The organism is Neobacillus sp. NPDC093182 (genome assembly GCF_044754045.1).
On the sequence record NZ_JBIVOI010000026.1, the window covers coordinates 55,234 to 68,321 of the forward strand.

Consider the following 13,088-nt stretch of genomic DNA (forward strand, 5'->3'; position numbering starts at 1 on the left):
AAGGAAAAAAAGACCTAAACCATTAGGTCTTTGTTTTTGATACTTTTGTCATAAAAGTGGTAAGCTAGGATTATTCAAATTAATTATTAAAGAAACTTTTTTAAGGAAGAATGCAGAATGTTAGAAGCAAAGGTAGCAGCACTGCTTAACCGCATCTCATTTGAAATGGAAAATAAAAAAATGGTGGTTGGTGTTTCGGGCGGTCCAGATTCACTCGCATTGCTTCACTATTTGTGGGCCCAGCAGGAAAGGAAAAATCTCTCCATTGTTGCAGCACACGTGGACCATATGTTTCGTGGTCAGGAGTCACTTGAAGATGCTTTATTCGTGAAAAATTATTGCGAACAAAGGGGAATTCCTTTTGAAATGGCACGAATAAATGTTCCCGAGATTATTAAGAAAACAAAGAAAAACTCACAGGTGGCATCTAGACACGCAAGATATGAGTTTTTTGAAAAAGTAATGAAAAAATATGGTTATAACTATCTTGCCCTTGGTCACCATGGAGATGACCAGGTTGAGACGATATTAATGCGGCTGACAAGAGGAAGTTCCGGTGCCGCGAGAGCCGGTATTCCGTTTATGAGACCCTTCGGAAATGGATACATTTTCCGTCCCTTCTTATCTTTAACGAAGGCAGAGCTTGCGGAATATTGTCAGAAGCAAAATTTGGTGCCTAGAATTGACCCTAGTAATAAAAAAAGTATTTATAGCAGAAATCGTTTTCGAAACGAAATTCTTCCCTTTTTAAAAGCAGAAAATCAGCATGTTCATGAACATTTCCAACGTTTTAGTGAAGAACTGCAGAATGATGAAATACTTCTTCAGGAATTAACTGTCCAAAGAATGAATAAAGTAATGAAAAAGAGAGAAAAGAATAAAATTACCATTGACATAATTCCTTTTTTGGAAATGCCAAATTCTTTACAAAGAAGAGGGATTCAACTAATATTAAACTATCTTTACAAAGTAATACCAATGTCACTTTCTGCTTTACATATTGATCATGTTCTATCTTTAATTCGACATCATCATCCTTCTGGAACACTTGATTTTCCCAACGGTCTAAAGGTTATTCGATCGTATTCACTACTGTCTTTCCAATTTGAAGTTAGTGAATCCCGCTCCTATTTATTCGAAATGATAGAACCCGGCGTAATTGAATTACCTACTGGTGCAAGTGTAAAAATGGATGTCATTAATGATAAAGAAAACATTGAAACAAAAGGATATTATGCATTATTTCCTGCTGACAAGATTAAACTGCCCATTCAGATTCGAACGAGAAAAATGGGGGACCGCATGAACCTGAAAGGAATGTCAGGAACAAAAAAGCTAAAAGATATTTTTATCGATAGCAAAATTCCTCTCCAGGATCGTGATGCTTGGCCTGTAATTACTGACAAAAATGGGTGTATTCTTTGGCTTCCTGGAATAAAAAAATCAGCACTTGAAGGCATTAATCATTCAACAAGTCAGTATATACTACTCACATATCATAAGTAATGATCTTCTAGGAGGCACAATTATTATGAAACAGGATATTGAAAAGGTTTTATTTACTGAAGAAGAAATTCAGGGAAAAATCAAGGAGTTAGGTGCTCAATTAACAGAAGAGTATCAAGACCGCTTCCCTCTCGCAATTGGTGTTTTAAAGGGTGCCATGCCATTTATGGCTGATTTACTAAAACGAATGGATTGCTATTTGGAGATGGATTTTATGGATGTATCAAGCTATGGTACTGCCATGGTATCTTCAGGAGAAGTAAAAATCCTAAAGGATTTAGATACTTCGGTGGAAGGAAGAGACATCTTGATCATTGAGGATATTATCGACAGCGGCTTGACCCTAAGCTATCTTGTTGATTTATTCCGTTACCGAAAAGCAAAGTCAATCAAAATTGTTACCTTACTTGACAAACCAACAGGAAGGAAGAGTGCAATAAAAGCAGATTATGTCGGTTTTATTGTCCCAGATGAATTTGTGGTTGGGTACGGATTGGATTATATCGAAAAATACCGAAATCTTCCATATATTGGTGTTTTAAAACCGGAAGTATATAGCGATAATCTTTAAGTGAAAACTAAAAGGGCTATTGCAAGTGTCATTGTCAAAAAAGGTCTACGTAGTTAGAAACAGTAATTTAAGAATTGGAATGATTTTCTATGATACTATCTAAAAAAGTTTTTATCGCGGGAGGAGGTAAGAGATGAATCGGATTTTCCGTAATACCATCTTTTATTTATTGATATTTTTAGTCATTATTGGCGTGGTAAGCTTCTTTAATGGCAGCAACGAACCTACGGATAACATTTCCTACAATGAGTTTGTTGACCATTTAGAAAAGAATGAAGTGGATTCATTTTCTATGCAGCCTGAACGTGGTGTCTTTGAAGTTCGGGGGCAGTTTGAAAAAGGGGTAAAAAACGGTAAGAACTTTTTAACATACGTTCCGAATAGTGAAAAAATCTTAGAACGTATTGATGAAGCAGGTTCGAAGGTAGAAGTTATGCCGGCTAAGGAAACAAGCGGCTGGGTAACCTTCTTTACCTCCATTATTCCATTTGTAATCATCTTTATCCTATTCTTCTTCTTATTGAACCAAGCTCAAGGCGGCGGCAGCCGTGTGATGAACTTCGGTAAGAGTAAAGCGAAGCTTTATAATGATGACAAGAAGAAAGCGCGATTTAAAGATGTCGCAGGTGCAGATGAAGAGAAACAAGAATTAGTTGAAGTCGTAGAATTCTTAAAAGATCCAAGAAAGTTTGCTGAACTTGGTGCACGTATTCCAAAAGGAGTCCTGCTTGTAGGGCCTCCAGGAACAGGTAAAACCTTACTGGCACGTGCAGTAGCAGGTGAAGCTGGCGTTCCTTTCTTCTCTATTAGTGGATCTGACTTCGTTGAAATGTTTGTCGGGGTCGGTGCATCCCGTGTACGTGATTTGTTTGAAAATGCAAAGAAAAATGCTCCTTGTATCATTTTTATTGATGAAATTGACGCAGTAGGCCGTCAACGTGGTGCTGGTTTAGGCGGCGGTCACGATGAACGAGAGCAAACCTTGAACCAATTATTAGTTGAAATGGATGGATTTGGCGCGAATGAAGGAATCATCATTATTGCCGCAACAAACCGTCCGGATATTCTTGACCCTGCATTATTACGTCCTGGACGTTTTGACCGTCAAATCACTGTTGACCGTCCAGATGTAAATGGCCGTGAAGCAGTCCTAAAAGTACATGCAAAGAACAAACCGTTAGATGAATCTGTTAACTTAAAAAATATCGCTATGAGAACACCTGGTTTTTCAGGTGCTGACTTAGAAAACTTATTAAATGAGGCAGCTTTAGTGGCGGCACGTCAGAATAAGAAAAAGGTCGACATGGAAGATATTGATGAAGCAACGGACAGGGTAATTGCCGGTCCTGCTAAAAAGACTCGTGTTATCTCAAAGAAAGAACGCAATATTGTTGCATTCCATGAAAGCGGGCATACAGTAATTGGACTAATCTTAAATGAAGCCGACATGGTTCATAAGGTTACGATTGTCCCTCGTGGTCAAGCAGGTGGTTATGCCGTGATGCTTCCAAGGGAAGACCGCTACTTTATGACAAAACCAGAATTACTTGATAAAATTGTTGGTTTATTGGGTGGACGTGTTGCAGAAGAGATTGTCTTTGGTGAGGTAAGTACGGGAGCTCACAATGACTTCCAACGCGCAACTGGAATTGCTCGGAAAATGGTTACTGAATTTGGTATGAGTGACAAGCTTGGAGTTGGACAGTTCGGTCAAGCATCAGGCGGTCAGGTATTCTTAGGTCGTGACATTCATAATGAACAAAACTATTCTGATGCGATTGCCTTTGAAATAGACCTTGAAATTCAACGCATTCTGAAAGAATGTTATGAAAGAGCTAAAACGATTCTTACTGAGAACAGAGATAAACTTGATCTGATTGCTAAGACTCTTCTTGAAGTAGAAACGCTTAATGCAGAACAAATTGAGTACTTAATTGCAAATGGGCGTATGCCTGAGTCTGCATCTGAGCTAGAAGGTATTAAAGTTGATACTAAAAAAACAGATGACGTGAAAGTAACGATTAATACAAAAAAAGATGAAGATCCTGCCAGCAAGACTTCTGAAACAGATGAAAAGTAATTTTCTAAGAGAGTGCTTATAAATAGCACTCTTTTTTTTCACGATAAAAAGTAATTATGATATGATGTTTGCAGTGTGACACAAGTTAAATCAGAAAAGTGAGTGATTCTTTTGATCTTTGTATTCGACGTAGGGAATACCAATACTGTTTTAGGTGTATATAAAGGGGAAGAGCTTAAATATCACTGGCGTGTAGAAACGAACAGAAACCGAACAGAAGATGAGTTCGGGATGATTATTAAATCCCTTTTTGATGCTTCAGGCCTCTCGTTTTCGCAAATTGATGGCATAATCATTTCATCCGTTGTGCCGCCAATCATGTTTGCCTTAGAAAGAATGTGTAAAAAATACTTTCAACTTACTCCATTGGTAGTTGGACCAGGGATTAAAACGGGACTAAATATCAAGTATGAAAACCCTAGAGAAGTAGGCGCTGATCGAATCGTTAATGCAGTTGCAGCCATACATGAATATGGCAGTCCTTTGATTATTGTGGATTTTGGTACGGCAACCACTTATTGTTATATCAATGAACAGCGTCAATATATGGGCGGGGCTATTGCTCCAGGGATTGGTATTTCGACAGAGGCACTATATTCAAAGGCTGCAAAACTGCCAAGGATAGAGATAGCACGTCCAGAAGGCGTAATTGGTAAAAATACCGTTGCCGCAATGCAAGCTGGAATTGTCTACGGATATGTAGGACAGGTCGAAGGGATTGTAAATAGGATGATGGATCAGAGTGATCAAAAACCTACTGTCATTGCGACGGGCGGGTTATCCTCCTTAATAGCCCAAGAATCAAAAATTATTGATATCGTCGATCCATTTTTAACTTTAAAAGGATTACAGCTAATCTATAAGAGAAATATGGAGAATATAAAAAGTAGCAACTAGAAAGGGGTTACATAATGAGTGATTATTTAGTAAAAGCTTTGGCCTATGATGGTCAAATTAGAGCATATGCTGTCCGTTCGACGGAAATAGTATCAGAAGCGCAGCGACGCCATCAAACATGGCGCACCGCTTCAGCCGCTTTAGGGCGTTCCCTGACAGCTGGTGTAATGATGGGGGCAATGTTGAAGGGTGAGGACAAATTAACGATTAAAATTGATGGGGGCGGCCCAATTGGCGTCATCTTAGTAGATAGTAATGCCAAGGGTGATGTTCGAGGGTATGTATCTAATCCCCAAGTTGACTTTGAAGCAAATGAGCATGGGAAGTTAGATGTGCGCCGTGCGGTTGGCACTGAGGGCACTCTGTCTGTTGTTAAAGATACCGGTCTTCGTGACTTCTTCTCGGGTCTAGTACCAATCGTCTCAGGTGAATTAGGTGAAGACTTCACTTATTACTTTGCTACTTCGGAACAGGTGCCTTCCTCAGTTGGAGTAGGTGTCCTGGTAAATCCAGACGATACCATCCTCGCTGCAGGAGGATTTATTTTTCAACTAATGCCTGGAATTAAGGACGAAACCATAACAAAGGTAGAGGAACGTTTAAAAACAATTGCTCCTATTTCAACATTAGTAAAGAAAGGTCTTACGCCAGAAGAAATTTTGGAAGAACTCTTCGGGAAGAATCAGGTAAATGTCTTAGAGACAATGCCTGTTCAATTTAAGTGTGTCTGCTCAAAGAATCGTTTTGCAGATGCGATTGTTGGTTTAGGCAGAGGCGAAATAGACGATATGATTACGGAAGACGGACAGGCTGAAGCACATTGCCATTTTTGTAATGAAAAGTATCTTTTCACAAGGGAAGAGCTAGAGGAATTAAAGAGTCAGGCAAAATAAATAAGCAGTGCGGGGGGAGGAGCAGTTGAGGCGAAAGCAGCTATGGATTGTAATTGCAGCGCTAATTCTGTTGAACTGTGTAACGCTTATCTTTTTCCTAGCCAAAGTGAAAGAGATAAGCGGGACAGCTCTCAGTGAAGAAGTCGTCGCGTCAGTGGGGAAAAGTGAAATTACAAGGCAGCAATGGCTGAATGAATTAGAGGCAAGATACGGAAAAGATGTACTTAAGGATATGATCGACCAAAAAGTCATAAAAGAAATGACGGCTAAATATAACATTAAGGTTTCCGAAAAAGATGTGGAACGTGAATATAGAATTCTTCAAACTACATACAGCTCGCCAAGTGAAAATAAAAAGACAACCGAGAAGAAATGGAAGGAACATATTCGAAACAGTCTTTTGCAGGAGGAAATTCTGACAAGAGATGTAAAAGTCTCTGAAAAAGAGATGAAAGCCTATTTTGAGGAGTATAAAGAACTGTTTACCATTCCTGATGCCTACCATGTATCACATATTATAGTGAAATCAAATGATGAAGCAGAAAAGGCGATTAAGGAACTCGAGCAAGGTTCCAGTTTCTCAGCACTGGCGATGGAACGTTCCATTGAAGAATTTTCTGCAAATGAGGGTGGAGATATAGGTTTTCTTCTAGAAGGGGAAGAACGCTATCCTTCTGAATATTTACAAGCGGCAAAGAAGTTAAAAGAAGGTGCCTGGAGTGATCCCATCCAAGTTGAACAGGGTTTTGCCATTGTTAAGCTTGAAGGAAAAATAAAGGGTAAAAAGTATACCTATGAAGATGTTAAACAGCAAATTCGCAGAGAAATGGCACTTGAACAAATGAAAACATCAGCGTCCGCCACAACTTTCTGGGAAGAAGCGAAGGTAGAATGGTTTTATGGGAAAACATCAGCAAACTAAGAGAAGCACAGAATTATTTCTGTGTTTTTATTTTAAATTTTAGAATAATGTAATTGAAAATTTGGGAAATTTGTACTGCAAAATGGTTGACAAAACTAGTAGAAAGCTGATAAATTTATTTTAATACCAATAAAAATACTCGGAATTAGAAAGAGGTGCTCTAATGGTACGTGTAGCAAATTCAGTTGCAGAATTAGTTGGTCAAACACCTATTGTTAAATTAAACAGATTAGTAGATGAGAACAGTGCAGAGGTATACTTAAAGCTCGAATATTTTAACCCGGGCAGTAGTGTAAAAGACCGTATTGCTTTGGCAATGATTGAAGCAGCGGAAGAGAAGGGTTTAATTAAACCTGGTGTCGATACGATTATTGAGCCTACAAGTGGAAATACAGGTATCGGTTTAGCTATGGTTGCAGCAGCAAAAGGGTACAAGGCCATATTTGTTATGCCTGAAACGATGAGCTTGGAAAGAAGAAACTTACTTCGTGCATACGGAGCAGAACTAGTACTTACTCCAGGACCTGAAGGAATGAAAGGTGCAATTGCAAAAGCGAATGCACTTGCTGAAGAAAATGGATATTTCGTACCGCAGCAGTTCGAAAATGAGGCAAATCCTGAAGTACACCGTAGAACGACTGGTAAGGAAATTGTGGAGCAGATGGATCAACTTGATGCATTTGTTTCAGGTATCGGTACAGGCGGTACTATTACAGGTGCTGGTCAAGTCATTCGTGAGAAGTTCCCAAATGTAAAAATTTATGCAGTTGAGCCTACTGATTCACCAGTATTATCTGGTGGTAAGCCAGGACCACACAAGATTCAAGGGATTGGAGCAGGATTTGTTCCTGCAGTTTTAAATACAGATGTATACGATGAAGTGATTCAAGTTCAAGCGGAAGAAGCTTTTGCAGCTTCGCGCAGGGCAGCCAAAGAAGAAGGAATCCTAGGTGGAATTTCTTCAGGAGCAGCTATCCATGCCGCTTTAGAAGTTGCTAAGAAACTTGGAAAAGGTAAAAAGGTACTTGCGATTATTCCTGATAATGGAGAACGTTATTTAAGTACACCTCTTTACCAATATGAAGGCTAATAAGCAGTTCAGAAGAGGTTCTAGCGTAAGCTAAAACCTCTTTTTTGCTTTAAAAAACAATCTTCTTGTATGATGTAAGAAGCAAACAAATTTTGTGGAGGTTATAAGCGTGCATACAACTGGGGATTACAGTATTAAATGCGGACCATATCATTTGGATTTTAGGAAAAAAACTTATATTATGGGGATTCTAAATGCAACCCCTGATTCTTTCTCAGATGGGGGGAAATATAACAATTTGGAACAGGCTGTTGAGCATGCAAGGGAAATGGTTGAAAATGGAGCTGATATTATTGATATTGGCGGTGAGTCGACTCGTCCTGGATATACAGTCATTTCTGAAGATGAAGAAATTGAGCGTGTTGTTCCAGTTATAGAAGCTATTTCTAAGCATGTAAGTGTTCCTATTTCCATTGATACATACAAAGCAAAGGTTGCACAACGGGCAATTGAAGCTGGTGCCCATATCATTAATGATATTTGGGGAGCTAAGGCAGATGACAAAATGGCAGCTGTTGCAGCAGAATACAATGTTCCGATCATCCTTATGCATAATCGACACGATCGAAACTACTCCCTTTTTATAAGAGATGTGGTAAATGACCTTTACGAAAGTATTAACATTGTAAAGCAAGCAGGTGTTCGAGACGACCAGATTATTCTAGACCCAGGCATTGGTTTTGCTAAAGACTTGAATGAGAACATTTTAATGATGCAGAACTTAGATACGCTGACTGCGCTCGGCTATCCAGTCCTTTTAGGAACATCGAAAAAATCAATGATTGGACAAGCCTTAAATCTTCCGGTAGAGGAAAGAATGGAAGGGACAGGGGCAACGGTATGTTTTGGTATCCAAAAGGGTTGTCAAATCATTCGTATACATGATGTGAAAGAAATGAGCAGAATGGCAAAAATGATGGATATTCTTATGGGTAAAGGTGTCAGCCATGGATAAAATATTCGTTAATCAAATGGAATTTTACGGCTATCATGGTGTTTTCCCTGAGGAAACGAGACTTGGACAGCGTTTTGTCGTAGATTTAATGGTGCTTGTTGATTTAAGAAAAGCTGGAGAAACGGATGAACTAGAGCATTCGGTAAACTATGGCGAGTTATATCAGGTGTGTAAAGAAGTTGTGGAAGGAAAACCTTATAAGCTTGTTGAAGCTGTTGCAGAAAAAATTGCAGAGACTGTTTTAAAGCAATTTAATCTTGTTACTGAAGTAACGATAAAGGTAATCAAACCAGATCCGCCAATCCCTGGCCACTATCGGTCCGTAGCCGTAGAAATTACGAGGAGAAGATAATTATGGCAAATACAGCATTTATTGCCCTTGGATCTAATATTGAAAACAGGTACGATTATTTATCGAAAGCGATTGAACACCTTGGAAATCATTCGAAAATCCAACTGGTAAATAGTTCCTCGGTCTATGAAACGGATCCTGTCGGATACGAGGATCAGGATTTATTTTTAAATATGGTGATCGAGATTCAGACGGACTTGGGTGCCCTTGAATTATTAGATTTTTGTTTGAAAGTTGAATTAGAACTTGGGAGAAAAAGGGAAATTGTGTGGGGGCCGAGAACGATTGACCTTGACATTCTTCTCTATAATCAAGAAAATATAAAATCAGAGAAACTTATTATTCCGCATCCACGGATGCTAGAGCGGAATTTTGTCATGATTCCATTATTGGAGATTAAACCTGATGTAATCATTCCAAATATAGAAAAACCACTTGAAGCGTGGATCAAAGAATTAGCTAACAAAGAAGGAGTCCGAATATGGAAGCGGAAAAATGGGGAAGACGTATTCGAGCCTATCGGAAACTAAAGGGCTACACACAGGAGAGCTTCTCGAAGGAGCTTGGTGTATCAGTATCAATTATAGGTGAGATCGAAAGAGGCAACCGTATGCCTACAGGTGAGCTGCTTAAGAAAATTGGGCAAACCTTAAATATAACCATAGAAGAACTATCACCAAATGAATAGGGAGGTATGATTATATGTTTAAAATCGGCGACATTGCAATGAAAAATCAAGTCGTTTTAGCACCAATGGCTGGTGTATGTAACTCTGCCTTCCGTTTAACGGTTAAAGAGTTCGGAGCTGGATTAGTTTGTGCGGAAATGGTCAGTGATAAAGGAATCGTTTTTAAAAATGAAAAAACGATGAATATGCTTTATATCGACGAACGTGAAAAACCACTCAGCCTGCAAATCTTTGGCGGCGAAAAGGAAACACTGGTGCAAGCAGCACAATTTGTTGATAAAAGTACAAATGCAGATATTATTGATATCAACATGGGTTGTCCAGTTCCGAAGATCACAAAATGTGACGCAGGAGCGAAATGGCTGTTAGACCCAGATAAAATTTATGAAATGGTAGCTGCGGTTGTAGATGCCGTTGATAAACCTGTGACGGTTAAAATGCGTATGGGTTGGGACGATGAGCATATTTTTGCTGTAAAGAATGCTCAGGCAGTAGAAAGAGCTGGCGGCCAAGCTGTTGCACTTCATGGACGTACACGTGTTCAAATGTATGAAGGAAAAGCAAACTGGGACATTATTAGAGAAGTAAAGCAATCTATAAATATCCCATTGATCGGTAATGGTGATGTCCAAACACCGCAGGATGCTAAAAGAATGCTGGATGAAACAGGTGCCGATGGTGTAATGATCGGAAGAGCAGCCTTAGGAAACCCATGGATGATTTACCGTACTGTACAATACCTGGGGACAGGAAAATTGATGGATGAACCAACAGTTCGTGAAAAAATGGATGTATGTATCCTGCATCTTGATCGCTTAATTGCCCTTAAGAATGAAAATATTGCTGTACGTGAAATGCGTAAGCATGCTGCTTGGTATTTAAAAGGTGTACCAGGCAATGCACGCGTGAGAAATGCGATTAACGAATGTAATACTCGTGATGAATTAGCAGGATTGTTAAATGGTTTAGCGACAGAAGCAGAAGAGAAAGAAAGCCAAGTAATTGTAGGATAAATTTGACTTTACCTATAAGCTTTTCTATAATATTTTTATTTAATGTACACTGCCAGTGAAATAACTGGCAGTTTTCTTTTATATTAATCTTTTTTGATGTCTGAATTGTCGAGATTGTGTAAAATAATAAAGTATGCATAAAAAGTGAACTATTTACAGTATTAAAAGTTAGTTTACATAAAAAGAAGTAATTGGAGTTGATTAAGCATGAGTCAAGAAGAATTAAATGACCAGCTGAAGGTCAGACGTGAAAAAATGAATACGATGCGTGAAAATGGACTAGATCCATTTGGGAAACGCTTTGAACGTACTCATAGTATCATTGAGCTAGTAGAACAGTATGGAGAGTTAGAGAAGGAAGACCTAGAGACAAAGAATGTTGAAGTAACTCTTGCGGGCCGGATGATGACTAAGCGCGGAAAAGGTAAAGCAGGGTTTGCTAATATCCAAGATCTCACTGGACAAATTCAAGTATATGTTAGAGTAGATGCAATTGGCGAGGAAGCTTACGAAGTATTTGATTCTTCTGATTTAGGAGATATCATCGGTGTAACAGGAACTTTATTTAAAACAAAGGTTGGAGAATTATCAGTTAAGGTTCAAAACTATACGTTCTTAACAAAGGCACTCCGGCCGTTACCGGATAAATTCCATGGTCTTAAAGATGTAGAACAGCGTTACCGTCAGCGTTACTTAGATTTAATTGTCAGCCAAGAGAGCAGAGAGACGTTTATTACTCGCAGTAAAATCATCCAAGCTATGCGCCGGTATCTTGATGACAATGGCTATTTAGAGGTTGAAACTCCGATGATGCACTCGATTGCCGGCGGTGCATCTGCAAGACCATTTATTACCCACCATAATGCACTTGATATGGAATTATATATGCGTATCGCTATTGAACTCCACCTAAAGCGATTAATCGTTGGCGGACTTGAAAAGGTATATGAGATTGGTCGAGTATTCCGTAATGAAGGTGTCTCTACACGACACAATCCAGAGTTTACGATGATTGAGTTATACGAGGCTTATGCGGATTATCAAGACATTATGAGTCTGACTGAAAATCTAATTGCACACATTGCACAAGAAGTATTAGGTACAACTACTGTCCAATACGGAGAATATGAAGTCAACTTAAAGCCAGAGTGGAAAAGACTCCATATGGTAGACGCGATAAAAGAATATACAGGAGTAGACTTCTGGAAACAAATGAGTGTAGATGAAGCCCGTGCGATTGCGAAGGAGCATGGAGTGGAAATTACCGAACATATGCTTTATGGTCATATTGTAAATGAATTCTTTGAGCAAAAGGTTGAAGAGAAGTTAATACAGCCAACGTTTATTTATGGCCACCCAGTTGAGATTTCTCCACTTGCTAAGAAAAACGAAGAAGATCCAAGGTTTACTGATCGGTTCGAATTATTTATTGTTGCCCGTGAACATGCAAATGCATTTACTGAGTTAAATGATCCAATTGACCAAAGAGAACGCTTTGAAGCGCAATTAAAAGAGCGTGAGCAGGGTAATGATGAAGCTCATGAAATGGATGAAGATTTTGTAGAGGCATTGGAATATGGTATGCCTCCTACAGGTGGATTAGGAATCGGTATTGATCGCCTTGTCATGCTGCTAACCAACTCTCCATCAATTCGCGATGTATTATTATTCCCATTAATGCGCCATCGTTAATATGAAATAGAAGCACCAGGTTACTGGTGCTTTTTTTCTTATTCAGGAAGAGTAATTTGAAAATTATTATTTTAGTATATTTGATAAATATGTTGGAAAAGCTATTGCACTCATTCGGTAATGGTGATATATTAATATCTGTTGTTGCGAAACAACGAGGTTTTTAAAAAAGTTTTTAAAAAGTTATTGACATTGAGTTAGTAACTTGGTAAGATGATAAAGTCGCTTTCGAGCGATATGGTTAATTGCTCTTTGAAAACTAAACAAACAAGAACGTCAACAAAACAATTTTTTAGCTTTTTATAAAAGCTAAGCCAACGTAACAAATGAGCTAAATCAACTTTCTTGGAGAGTTTGATCCTGGCTCAGGACGAACGCTGGCGGCGTGCCTAATACATGCAAGTCGAGCGAATCTTAAGGTGCTTGCAC

General features: G+C 38.8%; 13 protein-coding genes and 1 rRNA gene. All 14 read left to right on the forward strand.

The window, feature by feature from the left end; genetic code table 11:
- Positions 1-117: 117 nt before the first annotated feature.
- On the forward strand, positions 118-1,506 hold the full coding sequence (gene tilS, locus ACIQAA_RS30525; RefSeq protein WP_402627139.1) for a tRNA lysidine(34) synthetase TilS: 1,389 nt from the start codon (positions 118-120) through the stop codon (positions 1,504-1,506).
- 25 nt (positions 1,507-1,531) lie between these two features.
- Complete coding sequence (hpt, locus tag ACIQAA_RS30530) at positions 1,532-2,077, forward strand: hypoxanthine phosphoribosyltransferase (protein ID WP_402627142.1); 546 nt, start codon at positions 1,532-1,534, stop codon at positions 2,075-2,077.
- 133 nt (positions 2,078-2,210) lie between these two features.
- Positions 2,211-4,157, forward strand: coding sequence for an ATP-dependent zinc metalloprotease FtsH (ftsH, locus tag ACIQAA_RS30535; RefSeq protein ID WP_402627145.1), 1,947 nt, complete (start codon positions 2,211-2,213; stop codon positions 4,155-4,157).
- A 111-nt stretch (positions 4,158-4,268) separates the two neighbouring features.
- Complete coding sequence (locus tag ACIQAA_RS30540; protein WP_402627147.1) at positions 4,269-5,054, forward strand: type III pantothenate kinase; 786 nt, start codon at positions 4,269-4,271, stop codon at positions 5,052-5,054.
- A 14-nt stretch (positions 5,055-5,068) separates the two neighbouring features.
- Positions 5,069-5,947, forward strand: coding sequence for an Hsp33 family molecular chaperone HslO (hslO, locus tag ACIQAA_RS30545; RefSeq protein WP_402627149.1), 879 nt, complete (start codon positions 5,069-5,071; stop codon positions 5,945-5,947).
- A 25-nt stretch (positions 5,948-5,972) separates the two neighbouring features.
- Positions 5,973-6,869 (forward strand): peptidyl-prolyl cis-trans isomerase, encoded by an 897-nt coding sequence (locus ACIQAA_RS30550; RefSeq protein WP_402627152.1) that lies wholly within the window; start codon positions 5,973-5,975, stop codon positions 6,867-6,869.
- A 163-nt stretch (positions 6,870-7,032) separates the two neighbouring features.
- Positions 7,033-7,959 (forward strand): cysteine synthase A, encoded by a 927-nt coding sequence (gene cysK / locus ACIQAA_RS30555; RefSeq protein ID WP_402627155.1) that lies wholly within the window; start codon positions 7,033-7,035, stop codon positions 7,957-7,959.
- Between the two features lie 181 nt (positions 7,960-8,140).
- Positions 8,141-8,914: a dihydropteroate synthase gene (gene folP, locus ACIQAA_RS30560; protein ID WP_402627188.1), complete on the forward strand. Its 774-nt coding sequence runs from the start codon at positions 8,141-8,143 to the stop codon at positions 8,912-8,914.
- On the forward strand, positions 8,907-9,266 hold the full coding sequence (folB, locus tag ACIQAA_RS30565; protein ID WP_402627158.1) for a dihydroneopterin aldolase: 360 nt from the start codon (positions 8,907-8,909) through the stop codon (positions 9,264-9,266). Before folP ends, folB begins: the two co-directional genes overlap by 8 nt.
- Before the next feature lie 2 nt (positions 9,267-9,268).
- Positions 9,269-9,796 carry a 2-amino-4-hydroxy-6-hydroxymethyldihydropteridine diphosphokinase gene (gene folK / locus ACIQAA_RS30570; RefSeq protein WP_402627161.1) on the forward strand — a complete coding sequence of 176 codons (528 nt, stop codon included), beginning with the start codon at positions 9,269-9,271 and terminating at the stop codon, positions 9,794-9,796.
- The gene (locus ACIQAA_RS30575) at positions 9,748-9,954 is read left to right on the forward strand and encodes a helix-turn-helix domain-containing protein (protein WP_179603544.1); all 207 of its coding nucleotides are present in this window, start codon (positions 9,748-9,750) and stop codon (positions 9,952-9,954) included. The genes folK and ACIQAA_RS30575 overlap by 49 nt, the downstream gene beginning before the upstream one ends.
- Positions 9,955-9,968: 14 nt before the next feature.
- Positions 9,969-10,967: a tRNA dihydrouridine synthase DusB gene (dusB, locus tag ACIQAA_RS30580; RefSeq protein WP_402627164.1), complete on the forward strand. Its 999-nt coding sequence runs from the start codon at positions 9,969-9,971 to the stop codon at positions 10,965-10,967.
- Between the two features lie 207 nt (positions 10,968-11,174).
- Positions 11,175-12,659, forward strand: a complete 1,485-nt coding sequence (lysS, locus tag ACIQAA_RS30585; protein ID WP_402627167.1) for a lysine--tRNA ligase — start codon at positions 11,175-11,177, stop codon at positions 12,657-12,659.
- A 342-nt stretch (positions 12,660-13,001) separates the two neighbouring features.
- Positions 13,002-13,088: ribosomal RNA gene (locus ACIQAA_RS30590) — 16S ribosomal RNA — on the forward strand; the annotation flags it as partial.